This window comes from Streptomyces sp. NPDC055140, from assembly GCF_053607285.1.
In genome coordinates, this window is record NZ_JBSGTG010000011.1 from 45,359 (window position 1) to 71,042 (window position 25,684).

Annotated in this window: 16 protein-coding genes; 15 read left to right on the forward strand and 1 reads right to left on the reverse strand. The window is 73.8% G+C overall.

All coding sequences use genetic code 11. The features are described from left to right. The first annotated feature begins 42 nt into the window (after positions 1-42). A complete protein-coding gene (locus ACWFR4_RS21820) occupies positions 43-3,048 on the forward strand; it encodes an AfsR/SARP family transcriptional regulator (protein ID WP_453654063.1) in 3,006 nt (1,001 codons plus the stop codon). A 13-nt stretch (positions 3,049-3,061) separates the two neighbouring features. Here the strand turns inward: ACWFR4_RS21820 and ACWFR4_RS21825 are convergent, their stop codons facing one another. Then, complete coding sequence (locus tag ACWFR4_RS21825) at positions 3,062-3,265, reverse strand: hypothetical protein (RefSeq protein WP_375987069.1); 204 nt, start codon at positions 3,263-3,265, stop codon at positions 3,062-3,064. Between the two features lie 285 nt (positions 3,266-3,550). Between ACWFR4_RS21825 and ACWFR4_RS21830 the strand changes: the two genes are divergently transcribed. The 14 genes from ACWFR4_RS21830 (at position 3,551) to ACWFR4_RS21895 (ending at position 25,575) form a co-directional block, all read left to right on the forward strand. Continuing rightward, positions 3,551-5,323: an amino acid adenylation domain-containing protein gene (locus ACWFR4_RS21830; RefSeq protein WP_453654065.1), complete on the forward strand. Its 1,773-nt coding sequence runs from the start codon at positions 3,551-3,553 to the stop codon at positions 5,321-5,323. Further along, on the forward strand, positions 5,320-6,564 hold the full coding sequence (locus ACWFR4_RS21835) for a cytochrome P450 (RefSeq protein ID WP_453654067.1): 1,245 nt from the start codon (positions 5,320-5,322) through the stop codon (positions 6,562-6,564). Before ACWFR4_RS21830 ends, ACWFR4_RS21835 begins: the two co-directional genes overlap by 4 nt. 55 nt (positions 6,565-6,619) lie before the next feature. Next, positions 6,620-7,384 (forward strand): thioesterase II family protein, encoded by a 765-nt coding sequence (locus ACWFR4_RS21840; RefSeq protein WP_453465435.1) that lies wholly within the window; start codon positions 6,620-6,622, stop codon positions 7,382-7,384. After that, the gene (locus ACWFR4_RS21845; RefSeq protein ID WP_453465433.1) at positions 7,368-8,603 is read left to right on the forward strand and encodes an MFS transporter; all 1,236 of its coding nucleotides are present in this window, start codon (positions 7,368-7,370) and stop codon (positions 8,601-8,603) included. Before ACWFR4_RS21840 ends, ACWFR4_RS21845 begins: the two co-directional genes overlap by 17 nt. A gap of 47 nt (positions 8,604-8,650) precedes the next feature. After that, the gene (locus tag ACWFR4_RS21850; protein WP_453654069.1) at positions 8,651-14,155 is read left to right on the forward strand and encodes a condensation domain-containing protein; all 5,505 of its coding nucleotides are present in this window, start codon (positions 8,651-8,653) and stop codon (positions 14,153-14,155) included. Positions 14,156-14,229: 74 nt separating this feature from the next. After that, complete coding sequence (locus tag ACWFR4_RS21855) at positions 14,230-15,720, forward strand: M28 family peptidase (protein WP_453468231.1); 1,491 nt, start codon at positions 14,230-14,232, stop codon at positions 15,718-15,720. Positions 15,721-15,821: 101 nt separating this feature from the next. Next, positions 15,822-16,838 carry a 3-oxoacyl-ACP synthase III family protein gene (locus ACWFR4_RS21860; RefSeq protein WP_453468230.1) on the forward strand — a complete coding sequence of 339 codons (1,017 nt, stop codon included), beginning with the start codon at positions 15,822-15,824 and terminating at the stop codon, positions 16,836-16,838. A 76-nt stretch (positions 16,839-16,914) separates the two neighbouring features. Beyond that, positions 16,915-18,807 (forward strand): HAD-IIIC family phosphatase, encoded by a 1,893-nt coding sequence (locus ACWFR4_RS21865; protein ID WP_453654071.1) that lies wholly within the window; start codon positions 16,915-16,917, stop codon positions 18,805-18,807. 8 nt (positions 18,808-18,815) lie between these two features. Further along, positions 18,816-19,109 carry an acyl carrier protein gene (locus ACWFR4_RS21870; RefSeq protein WP_453654073.1) on the forward strand — a complete coding sequence of 98 codons (294 nt, stop codon included), beginning with the start codon at positions 18,816-18,818 and terminating at the stop codon, positions 19,107-19,109. Then, on the forward strand, positions 19,106-20,959 hold the full coding sequence (locus tag ACWFR4_RS21875; RefSeq protein WP_453654075.1) for a non-ribosomal peptide synthetase: 1,854 nt from the start codon (positions 19,106-19,108) through the stop codon (positions 20,957-20,959). Before ACWFR4_RS21870 ends, ACWFR4_RS21875 begins: the two co-directional genes overlap by 4 nt. Positions 20,960-21,073: 114 nt before the next feature. Continuing rightward, the gene (locus ACWFR4_RS21880) at positions 21,074-21,877 is read left to right on the forward strand and encodes a thioesterase II family protein (protein ID WP_453460921.1); all 804 of its coding nucleotides are present in this window, start codon (positions 21,074-21,076) and stop codon (positions 21,875-21,877) included. Further along, entirely contained in the window at positions 21,874-23,178 is a 1,305-nt protein-coding gene (locus ACWFR4_RS21885; RefSeq protein ID WP_453654077.1) for an ATP-grasp domain-containing protein, read from the forward strand. Before ACWFR4_RS21880 ends, ACWFR4_RS21885 begins: the two co-directional genes overlap by 4 nt. A gap of 31 nt (positions 23,179-23,209) precedes the next feature. Then, the gene (locus tag ACWFR4_RS21890; protein ID WP_453460926.1) at positions 23,210-24,787 is read left to right on the forward strand and encodes a condensation domain-containing protein; all 1,578 of its coding nucleotides are present in this window, start codon (positions 23,210-23,212) and stop codon (positions 24,785-24,787) included. Further along, on the forward strand, positions 24,784-25,575 hold the full coding sequence (locus ACWFR4_RS21895) for a 4'-phosphopantetheinyl transferase family protein (protein ID WP_453460929.1): 792 nt from the start codon (positions 24,784-24,786) through the stop codon (positions 25,573-25,575). Before ACWFR4_RS21890 ends, ACWFR4_RS21895 begins: the two co-directional genes overlap by 4 nt. The last annotated feature ends 109 nt before the right edge of the window (positions 25,576-25,684 follow it).

Genomic DNA, 25,684 nt, shown 5'->3' on the forward strand with positions numbered 1-25,684 from the left:
ATGGGACGCCCGTGTCCGGTCCACTCCTCAGGGGGAGCCGTCGTGACAGCAGAAACAACAGCGAGTTACCGAATTCTCGGCCCACTCGAAGTCATCGGCGGCGATCTGCGGGAATGCCGCATCGCGCGTGGCAGGCAGCAGGTGATCCTGGGCATGCTGCTCCTGGAGGCCAACCGTGTCGTGAGCGCGGAGAGCCTGATCACGGCCGTGTGGGGCGATTTTCCGCCATCCACGGCGCGTACCCAGATACAGGCCTGCATCTCTTCGCTGCGCAGCGCTCTCGGGGAAATCGGTGAAGGCGACGCGATCGTGACCAGGGATCCCGGATATGTGATCCAGGTCGGCGATCAGCAGATCGACAGTCAAGTTTTCGCTAAGAAAGTCTCCGAGGCCAACTCCCTGATTGCCGAAGGGGCCTCGGGTGCCGCCGAATTGCTCGACGAAGCGCTCGGCCTGTGGCGCGGACGTGCCCTGAGTGGAGTTGTCAGCAGCAAATTGCTGTCGAAGGCGTCCGAGCTCGACGAAAACCGGCTGGTCGCCCTGGAGACATACACGGACCTCGAGTTGGAGTCGGGGCGGGCGGGCCGGCTGGTGGGCTCGCTGCGCGCGCTCGTCGCCGAGCACCCGCTGCGCGAACGCGTGCGCGGCCAGCTGATGCTGGCCCTCTACCGCTCCGGCCGGCAGGCGGAGGCACTGGAGACGTACCGCGCCGGACGTCTCCTCGCGATCGAGGAGCTCGGCCTCGAACCGAGCGACGAACTCAAGCGGCTGGAACTCGCCGTCCTGTCGGGTGAGGCGGCGCTGCACCCCGCCCCCGAGCCCGTCACCGCGCCGCGGGAGGCGGAGCCCGGGGCCGCACCCGGACCCGAGCGCGTCGCCGACCCCGGGGCGCCGGTGTCCGTCTCGCCGCTCGTGCCGTTCCAACTGCCTTCCGACACGGCCGGGTTCACCGGTCGGGCCGCCCTGATCGAGGGGATCGACCAGGCCCTGCGCGACGACGGCAACCAGGCCACCCGCATCGTGACGCTGACCGGGCCGCCGGGCGCGGGCAAGAGCACCCTCGCCGTCCACGTCGCCCACCGTGTCGCCGCCCGCTTCCCGCACGGCCAGCTGTACTGCGACGTCGGCGGCACCCGCGCCCAGCCGCTGACCCCCGCCGCCGTACTCGGCCGCTTCCTGCGCGCTCTCGGGGTGCCCGGCGCCGCGCTGCCGGACGACGTGGACGAGCGCGCGGAGATGTTCCGGCATCTGCTCGCCGACCGGCGGGTCCTCGTCGTCCTTGACAACGTTCGCAGCGAACGCCAGCTGCGCATGCTGCTGCCCGGCAGCGCCAGTTGCGCCGTACTGATCACGGGAGGCCCGCGGATCACCGGGCTCGCCGGGGCCCGCGCGTTCAACGTCGACGTGTTCGAGAACGCCGAGGTCCTCGAAATGCTCGAAGGGGTCATCGGGGCACAGCGCGTCCGCGACGAGGCGGCCGCGGCGGAGACCCTCGGGCACATGGTCGGGCGGCTGCCGCTGGCACTGCGGATCGTCGCCGCCCGCCTCGCCGCCCGCCCGCACTGGTCCCTCGCCTGGATGGTGGAGCGACTCTCCGACCAGCACCGCACCCTGGACGAACTGGCGCACGGCGACCTGGCGATCAGGACCAGCCTCGCCCTGATGTACAACGGGCTCGACGAGGAGGCGCGCCGTCTGCTGCGGCTCCTCAGCCTCCTCGACGGCACGTCGATCCCGGCCTGGACGGCCGCCGCCCTGCTCGACACGGGCCTGCCCCGCGCCGCCGACCTGCTGGAGCTCCTCGTCGACGCGCAGATCCTGCACGTCGAGGGGACCGACCCGACGGGGTCGCCCCGCTACAAACTCAACGGGCTCATACGCCTGTTCGCCCGCGAGGAGCTGGACCGGAACGAGGGGCCCGAGGGGCAGCGCGCGGCGGTCGCCCGCGTCGTCGGCGGCTGGCTGGCCGCGGTGGAGGAGGCCCATCGCCGCATCTACGGCGGCCACTTCACGGTCCTGCACGGCACGGCGCCGCGCCTGCGGTTCCCCGCCGGGTACTTCGACCGGGTGCTCGCCGATCCGCTCGGCTGGCTGGAGTCCGAGCGCGCCAACGCCTGCGCGGCGATCCGGCTCGCGGCCGACGCCGGTGAGGCCGAGGCCTGCTGGGACCTGGCAGTCAGCCTCGTCTCGCTCTTCGAGGCCCGCTGCTACTTCGAGGACTGGGAGCAGACCCATCTGTGGGCCCTCGACTGCGTGCGCGAGGCGGGGGCGCGGCGCGGGTACGGCGCCCTCATGTGCTCGCTGGGCTCCCTGCACATCAGCCGCTCGCAGCTGACCGCGGCCGGGCAGCGGCTCGGCGTGGCCCGCGACGTCTTCGCCGAACTCGGCGACGTGCACGGGCAGGCCATGACCCGGCGCAACCTCGCCCTGCTCGACCAGCGGCGGGGCAACAACGAGGCGGCCCTCGCGCAGTACCGGCCCGCGCTCGAGGAGTTCCGCTCGGCCGGTGACTCGGTCGGCGCCGCTAGCGTCCTCGTGCACATGGCGAGCATGGAGATCGACCGCGACAACTTCGACGCCGCTGGCGCCCATCTCTCCGAGGCCTTGACGATCTGCCGTGCCACCGGCAGTCAGCGGGTGGAGGTGCAGGTCCGCTACGTGCTCAGCGTGCTGCGCCAGCGCCAGGGCCGCTACACGGAGGCCGAGGAGATCCTCACGGGCATCCTGCGGCAGGTCCGCGAGCGCCGGGACATGGCGGGGGAGTCGCGCATCCTGCACCGTCTCGGACTGGTCAACGCCCGGCTCGGCCGCACCGGGGTCGCCCAGGGCCGGCTGCGTGAGGCCATCGCGATCCGCGAGCGGATCATGGACCGGGTCGGCGCGGCCGAAGCGCGCCTGGAACTCGCTCAGTTGGAGGTCGCCATTGAGGACCGGATGCTCCTCGGCGACCACGGCAGTGTCGTCTGCCGCACCGGTGGACCGGCCGGTCCGACGAACACCGCCGGCCCGGGCCGGCCCCGGGGCGACGGTCTGCCGGACAGGCCCTAGGGCCTGCGGAGTACTAGGCGGCGCCCTCGGCCGAGTTGGAGCCCGGGCCAGGCCACGGAGTGTCGAACGGTGTGACGGTGCTGTGCGCGGCAGCGGTGGTGCCGGCCTGTGGGCCGGGCCACGGAGTGTCGTCGGTGGCCGCCCCCAGGCCCAGGGTGAGGGGCAGGACGGCCGCTGCGACGAGTGCTGCCAGGGTGAACGTGGTGGTCCTACGCACGTGTTCCCGCTTTCCCTTGTGAACGGGCCCGGACCTCTGCCCGGACCCAGCCCGTGGATCGTAGGTGACCCCGCTATCACTCAGCTATCGCTTCGCCACCGGCAACGGCCCCGGCGGCGACGGCCGGCCGAGTCCGCGGCAGCAGCGGACCAGTAGGGCTCATGGTGATGATGCGTGACGGCGGCCGGAGCAGCGTCGGCCGACAGATCCTCGAACTCCCCGGCGCCCACCCAGGCGCCGTCATCCGACGAGGTCCGGGCGACCCCCGGGCATGGAGGCTGGTCCGTGGACGCGCCGTACCCTTCGCACTCCCTGCCGATCGGGGCGACCTTCGCCCGGCAGGCCCGCCGGACGCCCGACAGGACCGCGGTCCGCGGTGACGACGGCGAACTGACCTACGGCGAACTGGACGACCGCTCCGACCGTCTCGCCCGGCACCTCCAGGACCTCGGGGTGGCCGTCGGCGACGTCGTCGCCCTGGACGCCGGGCGCTCCGTCGCCGCCGTCGTGGGCCTGCTCGGCATCCTCAAGGCGGGCGCCGCCTATCTCGCGCTCGAACGCCGCTATCCGCCGGAGCGGCGCCGGCTGATCCTCGAGGACGCGGGCGCCCGGTTCGTCCTCACCGCGCCCGGCGCATCAGGGGAGTTGTCTCCCGGGTGCACGCCCCTGCCGCTCGAAGCGGAGCTGCCCGCGCTGGCGCCCGCCGATTCCGGCGTGACCCCCGCCGACTCCGCGTACCTCGCCTACACCTCGGGATCGACCGGCGCGCCGAAGGGCGTCTGCGTCCCGCACCGCGCCGTGTCGCGCCTCGTGCTCGGCGCCGACTTCCTCGCCACCACCGCCGACGACGTGTTCCTGCAGTACGCGCCGATGGCCTTCGACGCGTCCACCCTGGAGATCTGGGCGCCGCTCCTCAACGGCGCGCGCCTGGACCTCGCCCCCGACCGCGACCTGTCCGTCAGTGAACTCACCAAGCTGGTACGGCACTCGGGCGCGACCGTGCTCTGGCTGACCGCCGGCCTCTTCCAGCAGGTCGTCGAGTCCGGCCTCGACGACCTGTGCGGGCTGCGCGTCCTCCTCGCCGGAGGGGACGTCCTGTCGCCGCCGCACGTGAACCGCGCCGTCGCCGCGCTGCCCGGCACCACACTCGTCAACGGCTACGGCCCCACCGAGAACACCACCTTCACCTGCTGCCACATCATCACCGGGCCAGTGACGGGAGCCGTGCCGATCGGCCGGCCGATCCGCGGAACCGGCGTCCACGTGCTCGACGCGGACCTGCGTCCCGTCCCCGACGGGGAGACCGGCGAGCTCTTCGCGACGGGCGAGGGACTGGCCCACGGCTACCTCGGCAGTCCGGAGCTGACCGCCGAGCGCTTCCTGCCAGACCCGTACGCGACCCGGCCGGGCGCCCGGATGTACCGCACCGGCGACCTGGTGCGCAGGCGCCCCGACGGCGTCCTCGAGTACCACGGACGCGCCGACCAGCAGGTGAAGATCCGCGGCTTCCGCATCGAACCCGGCGAGGTAGAGTCCGCCCTCGCGGCCCTGCCCGGTGTGGCCGAGGCGGCCGTCGTGGCCCAGACGCAGCCGGCCGGCGGCAAGATCCTCGTCGCATTCGTCACGGGCCGTCCCGGCGACGAGCTGTCCACCCTCGACCTGCGCAGGCGCCTCGCCGACGTGCTGCCGGAGTACACGATCCCGTCCCGGGTCAGGATCGTCGACGCGCTGCCCCTGACGCCGAACGGGAAGGTCGACCGCGCCGCGCTCACCGCCGAGCGGTCGCCCGGCAGGCCCGAACTCGCGGCGGCTTACCGGGAACCGGCGCCCGGGACCGAGACGGCCGTCGCCCGCCTGTGGAGCGACCGCCTCGGCATCGACGGCGTCGGCGCCGACGACGACTTCTTCGAACTCGGCGGCCACTCCCTGATCGGCGTCCGCATCACCGCGGACCTCCAGCGCGAGTACGGCGTGGAGATATCCCCGGTCGCCTTCTACCTCGACCCGACCCCGGCGGGCCTCGCCGCGGCCGTCGAGAAGGCGCGGGACGCCGCGTGAGGATCACCGCCGGATGTGTTCCCGTCCCGGCCGCGGACCTCACGAAGGCCGATCTCTTCGACCCCGGGTTCCACGCGGACGGTGACCTCCATGCCGTGTGGGCGCGCATGCGGACCGATGCGCCGCTGCACCGCCAAGTGCTGCCCGACGGGCGCGCGTTCACATCGGTCACCCGTTACGCGGACGCCTGTCGCGTCCTCGGCGACCACCGTGCCTTCACCTCCGAACGCGGCAGCATCCTCACCCAGCTCGGCCACGACGACACCTCCGCCGGCCAGATGCTGGTCTCCACCGACCCGCCGCGCCACGGCGAACTGCGCCGTCCCCTCAACGGGAAGCTCACCGCCCGCGCGCTCGCCGACTGGGAGGACAGGATCCGGCAGGCCGTCACCCACTTCCTCGCCCCCGCGCGTGACGGCGGCGTCTGGGACGTGGCGCGGCGCGCCTACGACCTGCCGATGACCGTGGCCGGCGCGCTGATGGGCGTACCGGAGTCCGACTGGGACGACCTGGTGCGGTGGACCGCGATGGCGGCGGCGCCGGAGGACGAGACCTTCCGCGTCGGTACCAGCGGGGCGGCGACGCTGGCCATCGCGCACCACCAGCTCTTCGAGTACTTCGCGCAGACGCTGCGCACACGTCGCTCCGAGGGGCCGGGCGAGAACCTCGTCGGCCACCTGATGACCATGGACGCCGGCGGCGCGAAGCTGAGCGACGCGGAGGTCATCTACAACTGCTACAGCCTCCTCCTGGGTGCCAACGCCACGACACCGCACACCGTCTCGGGCACGCTGCTCGCCCTCTCCGAGCACGAGGACCAGCTGCGCAAGGTCGCCGACGACGCCGCGCTGATTTCCGGCCTGGTGGAGGAGGGGCTGCGCTGGACGTCCCCGGCGAGCAGCTTCCTGCGGTACGCGGTCGAGGACACCGAACTCAGCGGGGGGCGGGTGCCCGCGGGCGAGGCCGTCGCCGTGTGGATCGGCTCGGCCAACCGCGACGAGAGCGTGTTCACCGACCCGTACCGGTTCGACGTGCTGCGCGCCGACAACCGGCACATCGCCTTCGGGCACGGCCCGCACTACTGCCTGGGCGCCACGCTCGCCCGCGTCACCTTCCGGATCCTGTTCGAGGAGTTCCTCGCCGGGTTCCGGTCCGTCGAACCCGCCGGGCCGCCGCAGCACCTGAAGTCGGTCTTCATCGCCGGGATGACCAGCCTTCCCGTCGTGACCGCGCCGCGCTGACGCCCGCGGGAACCGGCCGCCTCAAGCCCCCGAAGCACACCGAGACAGGTGGAGTATGTCTGTGAATCCCGTGTCCGCCGGCGTCAGGGCCACCACGCCCTGGCTGCTGAGGAAACCGTCGCAGGACGCCGCGGCGCGCGTCTTCTGCTTCCCCTACTCCGGGGTCGGCGCGTCGATGTTCAACGCATGGCCCGCCCGCTTCGGCGCCGACGACGGCGTCGAGGTGTGCGCGGTCCAGCTGCCCGGCCGCGAGAACCGTATGCGCGAGCCGCACTACGGCACGTACGAGGAGCTCGCCGGGCACCTCGTCGAGGCTCTGACGCCCTACCTCGACCGGCCCTTCGCGTTCTTCGGGCACTGCGCGGGATCGCTGCCGGCGTTCGAGACGGCGCGGCTGCTCGCGGCGCGTGAACTGCCCCTGCCCGAAACGGTGTTCGTGTCGGCGCAGGTCGCGCCGCACGACTGCCCGCACGACCGCTTCCTCGGCATGACGGACGACGAACTGAAGGCCGAGCTGGAGTTCCTCGCCGTCTCCCGCGGCGGCACCGCCCACCCCGCGCTCATCGAGCTCGGCCTCGCCGTGCTGCGCGAGGACCTCGGCGCGAACCGGGTGTACGCAATGGAGCGGCCCGTACGGGTGCCGTTCGGCATCACCGTCCTGCACTGGTCCGACGACCCCGAGGTCACCCACGACGAGCTCAAGGGCTGGGACGCGTACGCCGACGGCGTCGCCTTCCCCGTACTCGACGGCGGGCACTACGACTTCCTTAAGGCCCCCGACGCTCTGATGGAACGGCTGGCCGATGCGTTCACAGCATGACGTGGACGTGTTCCGCGTGCCCGGCTTCCGGCGCCTCCTCGTCGGGCGCACCCTGTCCTTCCTGGCCACGGCGCTCGTGCCGACGGCGCTCACCCTCGCGGTGATCAGGGCGACGGGCAGCGCCGGTGACCTGGGGATCGTGCTGGCCGCCGAACTCGTGCCCCAGCTCGTGCTGCTGCCCGTCGGCGGCGTGCTCGCCGACCGCTTCCCCGCCCAGCGGGTGGCGTTCGCCGCCGACCTGGTGCGCGGCATCGCCCAACTCGCCATCGGCGCCGAGCTGTTGCTCGGTGCCGTGCGGATCGGCGACCTCGCGGCGCTCTCCGCAGTCACCGGCGCCGCCATCGCCTTCGGTACGCCGACCATGTCCCCGCTGGTCGCCGCCACCGTTCCGCAGGAGGCACGACTGCGCGCCAACGCCCACCTCGGCGTGGCCCGCGGCTTCGCCCTCGTGGCGGGGCCCGGCATCGCGGGTGTCCTGGTCGTCGCCGTCGGCGCGGGCTGGGCCTTCGTGTTCACCGCGCTGGTCTTCGGCGTCGGCGCCGTCACCCTGGGCGGCCTGCGGACCGAGCCCAGGGAGGCGAAGGCGCACACCCCGACGTTCTTCAGGGAACTCGCCGAAGGCTGGCAGGAGGTGCGCAGCCGCCCCTGGTTCTGGACCAACCTCGTCGGGCACGGGGTCTCCAACCTCGCGGCCGGGGTGCTCATGACGCTCGGACCACTCATCGCCATCGAGCGGCTCGGCGGAGAGATCTCCTGGGTCGTCGTCTACCAGGCGGGTATGGCTGGCATGCTGGCGGGCGCGTTCGTCGCCCCGCGCCTGAAGGCCACGCGCCCCCTGGTCGTCACCTCGGTGTGCGGCGCGCTGTTCGCCCTCCCGATGATCACGTTCGCGGTGCCGCTGGCCGTGTGGGTGAACGCGGTCGCCTACGGGATCGCCATGCTCGGCATCGGTGTCCTCAACACGCTGTGGCAGACCACCATGCAGCGCCACTTCCCGCCGCACGCGCTGGCCAGGGCCGACTCGTACGACGCCCTGCTGTCCTTCGCGGCCAGACCGCTCGGGCTCGCCGTCGCCGCGCCGGTCGCCGCCCTCACCGGGTCCGCCGCGCCGCTCCTCGTCACCGCGGCACTCGTCGCCGTGGCCAACCTGGCGTGCCTCGCGCTGCCCGACGCCCGCGCCATCACGAACCGCGCCGAGCCCGACGTGCGCGTCGCCTGAATCCGTCCGGACCGCTCGACCTTCCACACTCACAGGGGGCAGGACCCATGGGCACGATCGAAGAGGGAGCGGCGCTCGCCGTCGTCGGCGCGGCTTTCGAATTCCCCCAGTGCGCCGACTGGGACACGCTGACCGCGCTGCTGCGCGAGGGCCGCGACACGATGCGCGGGCTCCCGCAGAAGCGCGCGGAGTCCACCGGCGTCGTGCGCACCGCGAGCGACCGCGAAGGCGGCTGGATCGACGACGTCACCGGCTTCGACCACCGTTACTTCGGCATCTCCAAGGCCGACGCCGAGCTGACCGACCCGCGCCAGCGCCGCATGCTCCAACTCGCCGTGCGCGCACTCGGAGAGGCCGGATACGCGCCCGACGAGCTGGCGGGCAGCGGCACGGCGGTCCTCGTGGCCGGCTACGGCGCCCCGCATCCGAGCCTGTACAACCTCCTGCCCACCGGGCAGCAGGGTGCCGGGCCCGCGATGACGGGCAGTCTGCACGCGTACGCGGCGGGCCGGGTCGCCTACCACCTCGACCTGCGCGGCCCCGCCGAGGTCATCGACACGTCCTGCTCGTCCTTCCTCGTCGCGCTGCACGAGGCGCGCTGGAAGCTGGCGCGCGGCGAGTGCGACCTCGCCCTCGTCGGCGGCTTCGAACTCGTCCTCGGCCCGCTGCCGCGCCGCACCACCGGCACGGACGGCCTCGGCGTCCTGTCGGCGGACGACCGCTGCCGTCCCTTCGACAGCGCGGCCGACGGCACGACCTACGGGGAAGGAGGCGGATTCGTCCTGGTCAAGCGCTACGAGGACGCTGTGCGCGACGGCGACACCATCTGCGCGGTCGTCCGCGGCAGCGCCGTCAACCAGGACGCCGGACGCAGCACCGGCCTCACCGCCCCCAGCCCCGCGGCGCAGAGCGAGGTCATCACCGCCGCCTGGCAGGACGCGGGCGTCGACCCGGCGACCATCGGCTACGTCGAGGCGCACGGCACGGCCACGAAGATCGGCGACCCCATCGAGATCCAGGGCCTCGCCGGCGCGTTCGCCGCAGCGCGGGACGCCACCGGCGTACGGCCCGTGTCCTCGGTCAAGGGAAACCTCGGGCACCTCGGCTCCATGGCCTCGTTCGCCGGACTGATGCGCGTCATCGCCCAGTTCAGGGCCGGCGAGATCTTCCCCACCGCGCACTTCCGCGAGGCGAACCCGCTGCTCGCCCTGCCCGAGGACACCCTGCGGATCGCCGCCGCAGCCGAGCCGTGGCCCACCGGCCGTGGCCCCCGCCGCGCGGGCATCAGCAGCTTCGGCCTCAGCGGCACCAACGCCCACCTGGTCGTCGAGGAGGGGCCGGCCGCCCCGCCGCCACCCCCGTACACGAACGTCGAGCGCCCCTTCGTGCTCTCCGCGCGCGACCTGTCGGGCCTCGACCGCCAGGTGCGCCGGCTGCGTGACCTGATCGCCGCCGACCTCACCGGCTTCGATCTGGCCGCGGCCGGCGAGGTCCTCACGGCGGCGCGCGAACACTTCCCGCTGCGGCACGCCTGGACGGCGCGCGACACCACCGAACTCCTCGGCCATCTGGACGCCGTACTCCACGGGCCCGCCCAGGCGCGCGTGCCCGGCACGACGCCGCCCCTCGTCGTGGCACTCGGCGACACGGTCGCCACCACGGTCGCGGACCTGCGTGCCTGCGCCGCCGGACACCCCGCGTTCGCCGACGTCCACGAGGAGGCCGGGCGGGCGCTGCCCGCGGGCGAGTGGAACGCGGCGCAGCGCACGCTGGTGCGGCAGGTCGGCGGGCACGCGATGCTCGCGCGGGCCGGTCTCGCACCCGCCCTGGTACTCGCCCACGGCGTCGGCGCCCACGCGGCCCGCGTACTGCGGGAGGAGACGGATCTGGCCACGGCCATGGGCGCGCTCGGCGACCCGCCCGCGGAGCCCGCGCCGCCCAACCCCGAGGCCCTGCGCGGCGCCCTGTCCGGGCTCACGGAGCACCCCCTGATCGTCGACCTGGCACCCGGCAGCGCCCTGTCCGGGCTCCTCGCCGGACAGCCCGTCACGGCCGTCGCCACCACCCCCGTACAGGCCCTGGCCCTGGCCTTCGCGCACGGGCACACCGTGGACTGGCGGGCCGCGCTCGGGCGGCCGCCCGAGCGCCGCGTCCCGCTGCCCGTCGCGGCCCTGGCGGAGGAGCACTGCTGGCCCGCCATGGCGGCGGTCCCGGACGCGCCGGACGCACCCGAGCCGGAGACGGCCGAGCCGGCGACGGCCGCCGGGGGCAGTGTCACGGACATCGTGCTCGGCTTCGCCCGGGACGTCCTCAAGGAGCCGGGGCTCGGCGAGGACGACGACTTCTTCGACGCGGGCGGGAACTCGCTGAACGGCACCCAGCTCGTGGCCAGGATCAACACACACTTCGGCACCGACTTCGAGGTCCTCGACCTGTTCGACCTGCCCGACCTGCGCTCCCTCGCGGACGCCGTGGCCGGGGCCGCCCCGCAGGCGGCGACGCCCCGGCCGGACGACGGACAGGAAGAAGGCACGGCACGGGGAGCGGGGGGCGGCGATGTGCGCGAAGGCCCCCTGTGCGGGCAGCAGACCGCCATCTGGGCCGCGCAGCAGCTCGACCCCGAGTCGGGCGCGTACAACGTGCCGGCCGCGCTGCTCCTCGACGGGGAGCCCGACCCCCGGGCGCTCGCGGCCCGGCTCACCACGCTGGTGCGCCGGCACCCGATGCTGCGGGCCTTTCTGCGGGACACGCCGGACGGTCCCGTGCAGTGCGTCGCGCCGGCCGACGGCGCCGAAGCCGTCCTGGAACACGTCGAGTCGGACCTCTCGGACCACACCCTGTCCAGCGGTGAGGGCGCCCTGCTCGAACGGCTGCGCGCCCTCGTCGCGGCACCCCTCTCGCCGTACGGCCGGCCCGCGGCCCGCCACCAGCTGATCCGCGCGCGCTTCGCCGACGGCGAGCGGCACGTCCTGCTGCTCACGTACCACCACCTCTTCGTGGACGGCTGGTCGTGGCGGCTCCTGTTCGAGGACCTGGCCGGTACGGCCCCGGAGGCCCCCGAGCCCGGCCGCCACTACCTCGACCACGTGACCGAACAGCGCGAACGCCTCGGGCAGGAGACCGGGCGCACCCTGGAGGCGTTCTGGTCCGGCTATCTCAGCGGTTCCCGCCCCGTGCCGCTGCCCGAGGACCCGGTGGACGCGGCCGCCCCCGGCGCCGCCGTCCGCGAACTGCCCGTCGCGCCCCGGCTCGCCGAGCGGCTGCGCGAGCTCGCCCGGCGCGAACGCGCCACGTCCAACATGGTGTTCCTCGCGGCCTGGGCGGCCTTGCTGTGGCGCATCACCGGAGAGACGGACGTGACGGTGGCCGTGCCGGCGGCGGGGCGCGCGCCGGTGGACGAACCGGTGGTCGGCAACTACGCCAACACCCTGGTGCTGCGCGTGCGGGTGCGGCCCGACGAGCCGTTCTCCGCGCTGCTCGCCGCGGTGCGCGACGCCTCGCTGGCCACGCTCGCCCACCAGGACCTGCCCACCGACCGCATCCGCCGCACCGCGCGTCCCGGCTCGGCCGAGCCGCTCGCCGCCACGATGTTCGGCTTCAACAGCGGTGTCGAGCCACTGCGGCGCCTCGGGCCCGACGGGCCGGCCGTCGAACTCCTCGACGTGGGCCAGGGCGCCCCGGCCTTCCCCGTGAGCGTCGCCGTCCTCGAATACGGCGAGGAGACGCGGGCCGGTGTCCAGTACACGCCCGACCGCTTCCGCGCCACGACGATCGAGGGCTGGCTCGACGCCTACCGGTCGCTGCTCGAGGCCGTCGCCGAACAGGGGACGAGTGCCCGGACGGCGGACCTGGCGGGCGGCCCCGCGCCGGTGCGGGCGATCGACGTCACCGGCGCCCGCGAAAGAGAAGCCGGAGAGGGAGCGGACGAAGCCGGCGGCGCGGGACACGTGGCCCCGCGCACGCACGTCGAACGCGAACTCGCCGCACTCTGGGCCCAGTTCCTCAAACGGGACCGGGTCGGGGTCACCGACGACTTCTTCGACCTCGGCGGCGACTCGATCACCGCCATCGCGATCGCCTCGGAGGCAGGACGCCGCGGCCTTGCCCTGCGGCCGAGGACCGTCCTGGAGCTGCGTACGGTCGCGGCGGCCGCGGCCCGCACGACGCGCGCCGAACCCGCTCCCGGACTTCCGGACCACGTGGCCGCCGACACCGCGGCCGACGCCCCGGACGAGAGCGAGCCCGTCGAACTCACGCCGCCGCAGCTGGAGTTCCTCGCGCGGGGTGCCGCCAGGCCCGATTACTGGAACCACGGTGTGCTCTACCGCGCCCGCCGCCCCCTGGACGCGGCCGAAGTGGGGCGCGCCCTGGAGACGCTCGCGCGGCGGCACCCGGTGCTGCGCGCCAGACTGCGCGAGGACGGGGGCCTGTGGCGCCAGTCGGCCGGGCCCGAGGCCCCGCCCGTGACCGAGTTCGACCTGCGCGGCGCGGACGCCGGACGCATCGCCGAGACCGTCGACGCGCGCGCCACCGAACTGCACGAGTCCCTGGACCTGCGGGAGGGACCCGTCTGCCGGGCGGGCCTGTTCCGCCTCCCGGCCGGGCTGCCCGACGAACTCGTCCTCGTCGTCCACCACGTCGTGGTCGACCTCTACTCGTGGAACATCCTCACCGAGGAACTGTCGGCGCTCCTGCGTGACGGCGACGACCGGGCGCTCGCCCCGGCGGGTCCCTCCTACTTCCACTGGGCGCGCCGCCTGGCCCGCCACGTCACCGACCGCCTCGACGCCCTGGACGGCTCGTACTGGCTGGACCGCACCTGGGGCGAGGGCGCGCAGCGGGCGACCGTCCCACCGGGCCCGCGGGGCGTCGAGGGCAACACCCAGGAGCTGGTCACCGACCTTCCCGTGCCCGACACCGCGGGTCAGGGCGTCACCCTTTACGAACGTCTGCTCGCGGCGCTCGGCGCCGCCTTCCAGGACTGGCTGGGCGTACGCGGCGGAGAGGTCGCCGTGCAGCTCGTCGCGCACGGGCGGGAGGACCTGTTCCCCGAGGGAGCCCCGGCCGGCGCGGACGCGGGAGTCGACCTCGGCCGCACCGTGGGCTACTTCAACACGACCTACCCCTTCGCGCTCGCCCTGCCCGGACGCCGCGCCGCCGCCGACCACACCGCGTACGTCGCACGGGAGCTGCGGTCCGTGCCACGGGCCGGCTTCGGCTTCGAGGCGCTGCGCCACCACCACCCGGACCCGGGAGCGCGGCGCGCGCTCGGCGCCGTCGGGGTGCCCGGGGTGCTCTTCTCCTTCTGGGGCCGCCCGGCCTTCCTGGACGCCGGACAGGCAGGCGACGAGGACGGCGTCCTCACCGGCGTACGCACCGAACTCGTCGGAAGGGACCGGCCGTTCGACATGGAACGGCCCTGCCCCGTCGAGGTCTACCCCAGCCTCGCCGACGGCCGCCTGGCCGTGCGCTGGCGCTTCAGCGGCGAGTTGTTCACCGCCGCGCGGATCCAGGACCTGGCGGACGCGTTCGGCGCGGCCCTCGGCACCTGACCGCCCTCATCCGTCCGGTACGGGATCAGGCCCGTACAGGGACTCTTGCCCATCCAGCTAGGAGTAGCGATCCCATGACCGCGACACCCCGGAAGAGACTCTTCCGGCTCAGGCCCCTGGCCGCCCTCGCCCTCGGCGCGGCCCTGCTCCCCCTCGGAGTGAACGGCCCCGCGCACGCGGCGGACGCCGACAGCATGCCCGCGGACGTCCTCGCCCGGAAGATGGCCGACGAGGTCACCGGGCCTGGCGCCTGGCGCCACCTCGAGGCGATCAACAAGGCGACCCTCGACAACGGCGGCACCCGCGTCTCGGGTACCCCCGGCTACGACGCGAGCGCCGCCTACATCACGCGTGAGCTCACCAAGGCCGGATACCAGGTCAAGAAGCAGGAGTTCGAGTTCCTCGACTACGACATCCTGTCCGAGCAGGGCTCCGTCGTGGCGCCCGAGGCCAGGACCCTGCACCCGACCATCGCCCGGTTCTCCGTGTCCACGCCGGACGGCGGCCTGACCGCCGACCTCGCGCAGCCGTCCGGCAAGAGCACCGGCTGCAGCGCCGACGACTACGCGGGCACCGACGTCAAGGGCAAGATCGTCCTGGTCGACGTGGGCACCGACTGCTTCATCACGCAGAAGCAGCTGGTCCTATCGGAGCTGGGCGCCTCGGCGATGCTCATGAACGTCAACTCGCCCAACCCCGACCTCAACCTGCGCTACCGGATGGTCCCGCCGACCGACGCCCGGATCCCCACGGGCACCCTGTCGCGGGCCGAGTCCGAGGCGCTGCGCGCCGACGCCGCCAAGGGTCCCGTCTCGCTCCGCCTCGACCTGCGCGGCAACAACAAGATGACCAAGACGTACAACCTGCTGGCCGACACCCCGACCGGCCGGGCCGACAACACCGTGGTCATGGGCGCGCACCTCGACACCGTGGACACCACGGCGGGCGCGAACGACAACGGCGCCGCGTCCGCGATGGTCCTGGAGACCGCGCTCAAGCTCGCCCCGCACCGCAATCACGTCAAGAACCGCGTGCGGTTCGCCTGGTGGTCCGCGGAGGAGAAGGGCCTGTCCGGCTCGCAGTTCTACGTCGACCAGCTCACGCCCGAGCAGCGCCGGCAGACCGCGCTGTACCTGAATCTGGAGATGATCGGTTCGCCGAACTTCGCCCGCCAGGTCTACAACGGCCAGACCGCGACCGGACCCGCCCCGGCCGGCTCGGAGCAGATCTCCAAGCTCGTCAACGGCTTTTTCGCGGACCGTCACCTGCCGACCGTGCCGCTCGTCCTGGACGGCCGCTCCGACCACTCGCCGTTCATCACGGCCGGCATAGCCGCGGGCGGCGTCAACGCCGGCGCGGACACCGTGAAGTCGCAGGAGTGGGCGGACCTGTTCGGCGGCACGGCCGGGCAGATGCTCGACCCCTGTTACCACCAGGCCTGCGACGCGCTCGCCAACGTCAACAAGACGATCTTCGACCAGAACGGCCGCTCGATGGCCTGGGCCGTCGGCCGGTTCGCCGTCGACACCTCGGACATCAACGGCGCGGCGGCGTCACAGCAGTAACACCCGCCGTACGAGCAGCAGTTCACCGCGCACACCGGACCGGGGCCGCCCGAGCGGAGTCTTCGGACAGGCCCCGGTCCGCTTCCCGGGAGGAACGACGGATGTCATTTGGGATCGTGGCCTCGGGCCACGCGCTGGGCGCCCCGGTCACCGTGGACGAGCTGGTGGCCCACGAGGGCGCCGACGCCCGCAAGCTCGCGGCGTGGGGCTACCGCCGCTTCCACCGTGCCGACGACGGCGTGGGCCTCACCGACCTGGCGGCCCGCGCCGCGGCTGCCGCGCTGCGCCGGGCCGGCGTCGCCGCCGACGAGGTCGACCTGGTCGTCCTCGCCATCCCCGACATCGCCGAGTACCTGTACTGGGACCCCGCCGCGGCCCTCCAGGGGCGGCTCGGGGCGCACCGCGCGGAGGCCGTGCTCCTGAGCCAGGCCTGCGGCGGCGGGGTCACCGCGTTCGACACGGTGGCCGGCCGGTTCGCCACCCATCCCGGCCATCGCACGGCCCTCGTCGTCGCCGCGAGCCGGGTGGCGGAGCCGTACTGGGACCGCACCGGCAGCGGTACCTCCCTGACCTCGGACGGCGCTGCGGCCGTCGTGCTGCGCCGCGGGCACGACGCGTGCACATGGCTCGCCACCGAGACCCTCACCGACGGCCGGTACGCCGACTTCATGCGTATGGAGACCGGGGGAGCGGCCCGTCCCTTCACGCCCGGGAGCCCCGCGAGCCCGGCCGTGGCGAGCGTCGTCGACCGGATGGACACCTTCTTCGAGGGTGACGGCAGGGCCACGTACGAGTTCGCCACCCTCGTGAACACGCGCAACCGCGAGGTCCTCGAACGGGTCTGCGCGCGCACCGGGACGCCCGTCGGGTCCGTCGAACGCGTCCTCTACCTGCACGACAACCGCAAGGCCTTCGAGGGACTCGCCAAGGAACTCGGCATCCCCCTCGACCGCACCAACGCCGATGTCGCCATGGAGCTCGGCCACTTCGGCCCCGCCGACCAACTCATCAGCCTGGAAAGGCTGCTGGCTGCCGGAGAGCTCGTCACCGGCGACACGGTGGCCCTCCTGAGCATGGGCAGCGGCATGCACTGGACCTGCACCCTGCTGCGCGTCTGACCGACACGGGCCACCGGCCTGGACCACCGACGTTGATCACCGACGTAGATCACCGACCCGGAAGGAAACGCTGGCTGTGGACGACCTGCTCCAGCGGGTGCGGCGCCTCGCCGGACCCGAAGCGGCCCCTGACCCCGCCCTCCTCGCCGAGCTGGCCCGCAGCCAGGACATCACCCTCGTACGAGAGGCGGGACGGCACCTCGCCGCGCTCGACCCCAGGCTCGTGACGCCGCCGGGCCGCACCCCGCGCCCCCTGCGCGTCGCCGTCGTCCCCTCGTTCACGGCCGACAACGTGCTGCCGCTGCTGCGTGTCGGCCTGCTCGCCGCCGGCATCGCCCCCGAGTTCCATCTCACGGCGCCCGACCAGCAGTTGATGGCCCTGGGGCGGCCCGGCTCGCCGCTCGACGACTTCGCCCCCGACCTCACGCTCTGCCTCGCCCACGAGGACGTCTTCCTGCCGCGGGACTGGGACCCCATGGACCTCGCGGGCCTCGCGGCCGCCGTCGACGAGCGCGCGGAGCGGTACACCGCCGCCGTCGCCGCCTTCGCCGGACGGACCGCCGGCAGCGTCCTCCTGCACACCGTCCCGCTCCCGTCCGCCTGGCCCCGCACGGTCACCTCCCACCGGTCCCGGGCCGGGATCGGCAGGCTGTGGCGCGAGCTGAACCTGCGCCTCCTCGACCTCGCCGAGCGCACCGCGTCCGTCGACGCGCTCGACCTGGAGACCCTGCTCGCCGACTGCCCCTCACCCCTGCGCGACGAGCGGCTCTTCCGCTTCGCGAGCATGGCGTGGGCCCCGGCCGTGGAGCGGCTGTACGCCCAGGAAGCCGCCGGATACGGGCGCGCGCTGGCCGGGCTCGGCAAGAAGTGCCTGGTCCTCGACCTCGACAACACCCTGTGGGGCGGGGTGCTCGGCGACGACGGGCCGGAGAACATCGAGATCGGACCCATGTACCCCGGCAACGCCTACGCGGCGGTCCAGCGCACCGCCCTCGCCCTGCGCCGCCAGGGCGTCCTGCTCGCGGTCGCCAGCAAGAACGACCCCGGCCTCGTGACGCGCGTTCTCACAGAACACCCCGAACTCGTCCTGCGCCGCGACGACTTCGTCTCCGTGCACGCGAACTGGGACGCCAAGGACGGCAGCATCAGGGCCATCGCCGCCGAGCTCAACATCGGCCTCGACAGCATGGTCTTCCTCGACGACTCGCCCTTCGAATGCGACCTCGTGCGCAGCACGCTGCCCCAGGTCGAGGTCGTCCGGGCGGCCGGGGACCCCGCGCAGCACGTCAACACCCTTCTGGCCGGCGGGTACTTCGACGTCCTCGACACCACCGTCACCGACGCGCGGCGCACCGACCTCTACCGCGCCAGGGTGGAGCGCCGGGAGTGGACCGAACGCCAGGGCCAGGCCTCACCGGCCGACTATCTGGAGGGCCTCGGCCTGGAGGTCACGGTCCGTGCGGCCGACGCCTACCTGCTGCCTCGGGTCATCCAACTGGGCGGTCGCACCAACCAGTTCAACCTCACGGGAAGCGCACACGCCGAGGCCGAGACGCGGCGCATGGCCGGGTCCGACGACCACGAGGTGCTCGGCTTCGCGGTCCGCGACCGGTTCGGCGACGAGGGGGTCGTCGGCGCGCTCTGGATCGCCCGGCACCCTGACCACTGGATCGTCCAGAACGCGGTGATGAGCTGCCGGGTCTTCTCCCGCGGCATCGAGTTCGCGGTCCTGGCCGCCGTCGCCGACGCGGCCCGCGCCGCCGGAGCCACCCGCATCGAGGCCGACTTCCGCGACAGCGGGCGCAACGGACCCGCCGCCCGCTTCCTCGCCGACGCCGGATTCACCCCGCGGGACGCGCCCGCGGCCGACGGCACGGTCCGGCACGTACTCCCGCTCGAACCCGCCCCGGCGCTCGCCCCCGCGTGGATCTCCGTACGCGACGAACGCCCCGTACCCACCGAAGGATGACGCACGCGATGACCGACCCGACCACCGGCGCCACCGACACCCCCGCCACGGCCACCGCCCCTCGCACGGACGAACTGGTGCGGGTCGTCTCGGCCGTCACCGACGCCCCCGCCGGCACCCTCACCGGCGCCTCCCGGTTCGACGAGCTGGACAACTGGAGCAGCCTCGCCGCCCTGCGCCTGCTCACCGCCGTCGAGGACGCGTTCGGGGTGCGGCTGAACCTGCGCGCCTACCTCGCCACCGAGACCGTGGACGGCCTCGCCCGGATGATCGCGACCGGCCCCACGGGAGGCCGGTCATGACCGCAGACATGCTCAGGGAGGAACGCACCATGACGCCCGAGACCGCACCGCGGACACCGTCCGGCACGGCGGCCCACCGGTTCCTCGACATCGCCGCCCGCTGCGGGGAGCGCCCCGCGCTCCGCCAGGGCGATGTGACGTACACCTATGAGGAGTTGGCCCGGTCGGCTGGCGGCGTGGCCCGCTGGCTGCGGGAACAGGGCGTCGGACGGGGCGACGTCGTGGCCACGCTCATGGACCGCTCGCCCCGCTGCATGGCCGCCGTCCTCGGCGCCTGGGCCGTCGGCGCCGCCTACGTCCACCTGGAGGCCACCGACCCGGACCCGCGCGTCGCCACGCTCCTCACGACGACCGGGGCCCGCGCCGTCCTCACCGACGAACGCAACGCGCCACGCGCCCGGGACCGGCACGGGCGTCCCTCCCGCACCGTCCCCGACGCGGCGCAGGGCGCCCCGTACGAGACCGGCCCGGACCTGGACCCCGCCGACGTCGCCTATCTGGTGTGCACCTCGGGCTCGACCGGCACACCGAAGGCGGTCGTCGTCCAGCACAGCGCCCTCCTGAACTACTGCGACGCGTTCTGGGAGCGGGTCACCCCCGACGCCCTCGACAGCTTCGGCCTCGCCACGACGTTCGCCGCCGACCTCGGCAAGGTGTCGGTGTACGGGGCGCTCCTGTCCGGCGCCCGCCTCGACGTGTACCCGCGCGACACCACGCTCGATCCGGCCGCGCTCGCCGCCGATCTCAAGGCGCACCCGGCGGATTGCCTCACCTACACGCCGTCGCAGCTCGAGGCCCTCGGCGCCGAGGGGGACCTCGCGGCGCTGCTGCCCGAGCGGGTGCTCGTGGTCGCGGGGGAGGCGTTCCCGCCCCGGCTCGCGGAAGCGGTCCTGCGTGTGCGGCCCGACCTGGAGGTCCACAACGGCTACGGACCCTCCGAGGCCACCATCCTCGCCACCACGCACCGCGTGGACCTCGCCGACGGCGGGCGGGCCCGCGTCCCCGTGGGCACCCCGCTCGCCGGGGTCCGCGCCCGGGTGCTCGGCGTGGACGGCCGCCCCGTGCCCGACGGCACCCCGGGGGTCCTGTACCTCGGCGGTTCCTGCGCGGCCGCCGGGTACCTGGGCGAGCCCGAGCTCACCGCGGCCAAGTTCGTGGCGCTGGACGGGCCGGAGGGGGGAGTCTTCTACTGCACCGACGACCTCGTCGTCAGGGAGCCCGGCGGCGTCCTCGACTACCTGGGGCGCGCCGACCGGCAGCTCAAGGTCAGGGGCAACCGCGTCGAGCCCGGCGAGGTGGAGAGCGCGCTGCTCGCGCTGCCCGGCGTCCGGCAGGCCGTCGTCACGGGTGAACGGCCCTCACCCGAGGCCCCGTTGGAGCTCGTCGCCTATCTCGTGGGCGAGGCGGACCCGAGGGAGCTGACCCGGGAGCTGCGCGCCACCCTGTCCGCCGCGCTCGTCCCCAGCCGGCTCCACGTGGTGCCCGCCATCCCCGTGAACCTCAACGGCAAGGCCGACTTCGCCGCGCTGCGGGCCGCCGTGGAAGCAGCCGCCCGCACCTTTGCGGGCGGCGCGCCCGCCGAGCCGCCGCGCCCCGGCACCGAGCAACTGATCGCGGACATCTGGGCGCAGGCGCTCGGCCGCGACGCGCTCGGCCGCAACGAGCGGTTCCTGGAGATCGGCGGCGACTCCTTCAAGGCGCTGACCGTCTTCGCGCGCCTGCGCAAGCACCACCCGAAGCTCGTCATCGCACAGCTCTACGCGCACGCGACGATCGCGGCGCTCGCCGCGGAACTCGACGGCACCGGCGCGACGGACGCGACGCCCGCACCGGCCGTCGTCGAGCTGTGACCGCCACCGCCACCACCCCAGGAAGGGTGACCGCCCCATGACCCACGCCGTCGTGGTCAACGACGAGGGATCCCACTGCCTCCGGCCGCCGCGCCGCACCCCGGGCGAGGCGGCATGAAACGCCGTCGGCTCACCCCGCTCCTCTGGCAGTTCGGTGAGCACTCGCCGTCCCCGGCACGGACGTTCGTCCTCGCGCCCTTCGGCGGCGGCAGCGCCTACGCCCTCGCGGAGTGGCTGCCCGGGCTCCTGGCCGAGGACGAGAGCGCGCTCGCCCTCCAGTACCCCGGCCGCGGCCCCAGAGCCGGCGAGCCGCCCGCCGAACGCCTCACAGAACTCGCCGCCCAGGCCGCCCGCGAGATCGACGCCCACACGGAGGGGCCCCTCGTCCTGGTCGGCCACAGCCTGGGCGCCGTCCTCTCGTACGAGATCGCGCACCGCCTGGAGGCCGCGGGCCGAGACCTCGAACTCCTCGCCGTCTCGGCGGCCAGGCCCCCGGACCTCCAACGCCTCGACCCGGCCGCCGTGCTCGCGATGACCCGGGACGACTGGCTGACGGAGCTGGCCACCGGCGGCAACGCCGACATCGGCGAGAGCGCGCTCGCCGACATCGTCGACCTGATGATCCCGGTCCTGCGCGCCGACTACCTCCTGCTCGCCCGCTACGCGCCCGGCCCCCGCAGGCCGGTGGCGTGCCCGCTGCTCGCCACCGGGGGAGCGGACGACCCGTGGGTCGCCCGCGACTACCTGGACGCCTGGCAGGCGTGGACGACCGGCGCGTTCACCGGCCGGCTGCTGCCCGGCGGCCACTTCTACTACCGGGACCGCACCGCCGACTTCTGCCGGACGGTCAGGGACTGCCTGCGCCCCGCCGCCGACCGGGTACCGGCGACCGGCCCGCGCCACGGACAGGAGGCATGATGCGCAAGACCCTCGTCGTGGTGTACGCGGACGGCGCGGCCCACCCCGGCGACATCGCCGTCGGCCTCGCCGACTGGGCCCGCTGCGTCTTCGTCACCGCCCCCGACGACCACACCCGGGCCATGGAGCCCCTGCTAGCCGGGTTCGGGCCCGTCGTGACGGCCGGGTCCCCGGCACAGGCCGCCGCGAACGTGCGGGCGTACGAGCCCGAGGGCATCGTCACGTACAGCGAGCGGGCGCTGGCGTACACGGGCGAGCTGGCCGAGGCGCTCGGGCTGCCGTTCCACGACCGGCGCACCGTCGGTCTGCTGACCGACAAGTGGCAGCAGCGGGACGCGCTGCGGGCCGCAGGGGTCGACGCGGTGCGGTGCCGTCGGATCGACACCGTCGAGGACTGGGCGGACGCGGTCGCCGAGACGGGCCTGCCCGCCGTCCTCAAGCCCGCGCACGGGGGCGGCAGCCGCAACACGTTCTTCGTGGAGGACGCCGGGGCGGGCCTCGCGCTCGCCCGCACCCTCCTCGCCGATGACCGGCCCGGACTCGTCGCCGGCGGCACTCTGGTCCTCGAGGAGTACCTGCCGGGCCGGGACACCGGCGCGTTCGGCGACTACGTGTCGGTCGAGAGCGTCGTACGCGACGGCACAGTCGTCGACATCGCTGTGACCGGCAAGTTCCCCATGGTGCCGCCCTTCCGGGAGACCGGCCGCTTCTGGCCCTCGCCCCTGGAACCGGCCGAGGAGGAGCAGGCGCGGGACCTGGCGCGGCGCTCCGTCGAGGCGCTCGGGATCCGTGAGGGCCTCACCCACACCGAGATCAAACTGACCCCCGACGGGCCCCGGCTCATCGAGGTCAACGGCCGGCTGGGGGGCGGCATCAACGAGCTGTCCGTCCGCTCCCAGGGCCTCGACCTCATCGAACTCGCCGGCCGTACCGCCCTCGGCGAGCACCCGCCGCTGCCGGCCCTCTACGCCGGCCGCGCCTGCTTCCAGCTCTTCCACCCGGCACCACGCCGCCCCGGCACCCTCCTCGGCATCGAGGGCACCGACGAGGTCAAGGGGATCCCGGGCGTCACCCTGCACCGCCCCTACGCCAGGCCCGGCACCCGCTTCCCCGGCGGGGTGCAGACCCTGGAACTCGACATCGTGATGGGGGAGGCCCGCGACCTGGCCGAACTCGCGGTGGTCGCCAAGGACATCGAGTCGACGCTGCGCTACCGCTTCGCGTTCGAAGGCGACGACGACGCCCCGGACACCCGCCCCACGACAACCGAGGTCACCGGCGCGGAACTGGGCGCCCTGTGACCACGCCCCAGCACAGCGAATGGAGAAACCCGTGAACGACAGCACGACGGCCGTGGCGCCCGAGGCCCTGCTCGCGGACATCTGGAAGGAGATCCTCGGCGTCGGCGAGGTCGGTCCCGACGACGACTTCTTCTCCCTCGGCGGGGACTCGCTCCTGGCCCTGAAGGTCATCGGCGCCGCCCAGGAGCAGGGCCTGTCCCTCTCCCTCCTCGACCTGTTCAAGAACCCGACGCCGCGCGGCGCGTGCCGGTCCCTGACCCGGGCCACGGACCGCCCGGCCCACGGCGCCCTCGACCAGCTCTCCGTCCTGGACCGGGCCCGGGTGCCCGCCGACGCCGAGGACGCGTACCCGGCGGCCAGGCTCCAGCTCGGCCTGATCTACGAGAGCCTGGTCAGTGACGGCGCCTTCTACCTCGACGTCATCTCCCGCACGGTCCTGCGCCCCCTCGACCCGGCGGCCCTGCGTGCGGCCCTCGACCTGCTGTCCGCCCGGCACCCCCTCCTGCGTACCCGCTTCGACCTGGGCACCTTCAGCGAGCCGATGCAGCTCGTGCAGAAGGAGGCGCCGATCCCGCTGGTCACCGCGGACCACGGGGACCTGACCGGGGAGGCGGCCACGGAGGCGTACGAGCGGGTGATGACGGAGCTCGCCGAGCCCTACGACGCGGAGAGCGCCCCGCTGCTGCGCGTCCACGCGGCCACAGCGGCACCGGGGTCCGGCTCCTTCCGGCTCTCCTACTCCTTCCACCACGCGATCCTGGACGGCTGGAGCGAGTCGGTCTTCTTCAACGAGCTGGTCGTCGCCTACGCGGCCCTCCTCGACGGCACCCGGCCCGAGTTCGCCGACCCCGTCCCCTACGCGGAGTTCGTGCGCCTGGAGCGCGAGGCGCTGCGCGACGAGCAGTCCGTACGGCACTTCCGTGACCTCCAGGCGCAGCTGCCTCCGCAGCGGGAGGCGTCGTCGGCGGAGCCCGAGCACCGCAAGGCGAGCGCCGACGTGCCCGCCGAGGACGCCCGCCGCCTCGGTGAGATGTCCGCGCGCTGGGGGCTGCCGGTCAAGAGCCTGCTGCTCGCCGCCAACTGCGTGGCGGTGGGCGCCGCCTGGGAGACCGAGACCCCGGCCGTCGGCCTCCTCCTCAACGGGCGGCCCGAGCGCACGGGCGCGGACGTCACCCTCGGTCTGTTCCTCAACCAGCTGCCCATGCGCCTCGACCTGCGGGGCGCCGACTGGCGCACCGCGGCCCGCCGTGCCCTCGACGCGGAGAACGCCCTGCTGCCGCACCGCCGCTTCCCGCACTCGGAGCTGCGCCGGCTGCTCGGCCGCAACCCGTTCGAAGTGACCTTCAACTACGTCCACTTCCACCCGCGCGACGAACTCCTCGCCGCCGGCCTCCTGGCCGCCGACGAGGACATGCGCGACCACACGAGCCTGCCCGTGCGGATCGAGGCGCTCGACGACCCAGAGGGCGGCGGACTGAGCCTGCACGTCACCGCGGACGTGCACCGCTTCGGCGAGGAGCTGCCGGGCCGGCTCGTCGAGGGCCTGCTCGCCGCGATCCACGCCCTGGTCACCGACGAGGAGGCGGCCGCGCGACTGCCCTGGTCATGACCTGGGACGACGGGCCCGTCCGGGGTGTTCTACCCGCCTTCGTCGCGGTGGCGGGCGCGTTCGGGGAGGCGGCGGGCGCGGTCCTGTTTCCCGAGGAGCGCGCGTACGTCGCGGGCGCGGCCGCGTCGCGGCGCCGGGAGTTCGGCGAGGTGCGCCACTGCGCCCGACGCGCCCTCGGCGCTCTCGGGATCCGCCCGCTGCCGCTGGTGCCGGGCGCGGACCGGGCGCCGGCCTGGCCGGGCGGGGTGGTGGGGAGCATGACCCACTGCCCCGGCTACCGCGCGGCCGCCGTCGCGTCCCGTACGCGCCTGCTCTCCCTCGGTATCGACGCGGAACCGCACGAGCCGCTGCCGGCGGGCGTCCTCGATCTGGTCGCCGACCCGGTCGAGCGCGCGGCGCTGGCCCGTCTCGCGCGCACGCATCCCCGGATCCACTGGGACACCCTCCTCTTCTCCGCGAAGGAGAGTGTGTTCAAGGCGTGGTTCCCCCTCATGGGGAGCTGGCTCGACTTCACGGACGCCCGGCTCCACTTCCGCCCCTGGGACGCGGCCTTCGACGTCCGCGTCCGGGTGCCCGCCCCGCCGTTTCCGGGACAAAGCACCATTACGCCCTGTTTCACGGGTAGTTGGCGCATCGCGCGGGGCATTCTCGTCACATCGGTCACGGCGTCGCATTCCGGACCCGCCGTCGCGGGCGGCGACGGGAGCGAATTGTCCGCTCAGCCGGTTCCCACGTCCGCATACTGCACGCCTGTCGCCTCATCACGGTTGCGCAACCTTTCACGGTGAGGACTGGCGGCTGGTCACAGACGCATTGAAGACTCCCTGCAGACACGGGGTTTCGACTCTGTGTACGAGCTGAACGGTCAACTACGAGGCCATGCCCCCGGACTGTCCA

What these genes read in the sequence shown, in the direction of transcription:
- ACWFR4_RS21840 (WP_453465435.1), top strand. Translation starts at nt 6,620, where the DNA reads ATGTCTGTGAATCCCGTGTCCGCCGGCGTCAGGGCCACCACGCCCTGG.
- ACWFR4_RS21845 (WP_453465433.1), top strand. Translation starts at nt 7,368, where the DNA reads ATGCGTTCACAGCATGACGTGGACGTGTTCCGCGTGCCCGGCTTCCGG.
- ACWFR4_RS21850 (WP_453654069.1), top strand. Translation starts at nt 8,651, where the DNA reads ATGGGCACGATCGAAGAGGGAGCGGCGCTCGCCGTCGTCGGCGCGGCT.
- ACWFR4_RS21855 (WP_453468231.1), top strand. Translation starts at nt 14,230, where the DNA reads ATGACCGCGACACCCCGGAAGAGACTCTTCCGGCTCAGGCCCCTGGCC.
- ACWFR4_RS21860 (WP_453468230.1), top strand. Translation starts at nt 15,822, where the DNA reads ATGTCATTTGGGATCGTGGCCTCGGGCCACGCGCTGGGCGCCCCGGTC.
- ACWFR4_RS21870 (WP_453654073.1), top strand. Translation starts at nt 18,816, where the DNA reads ATGACCGACCCGACCACCGGCGCCACCGACACCCCCGCCACGGCCACC.
- ACWFR4_RS21875 (WP_453654075.1), top strand. Translation starts at nt 19,106, where the DNA reads ATGACCGCAGACATGCTCAGGGAGGAACGCACCATGACGCCCGAGACC.
- ACWFR4_RS21880 (WP_453460921.1), top strand. Translation starts at nt 21,074, where the DNA reads ATGAAACGCCGTCGGCTCACCCCGCTCCTCTGGCAGTTCGGTGAGCAC.
- ACWFR4_RS21885 (WP_453654077.1), top strand. Translation starts at nt 21,874, where the DNA reads ATGATGCGCAAGACCCTCGTCGTGGTGTACGCGGACGGCGCGGCCCAC.
- ACWFR4_RS21895 (WP_453460929.1), top strand. Translation starts at nt 24,784, where the DNA reads ATGACCTGGGACGACGGGCCCGTCCGGGGTGTTCTACCCGCCTTCGTC.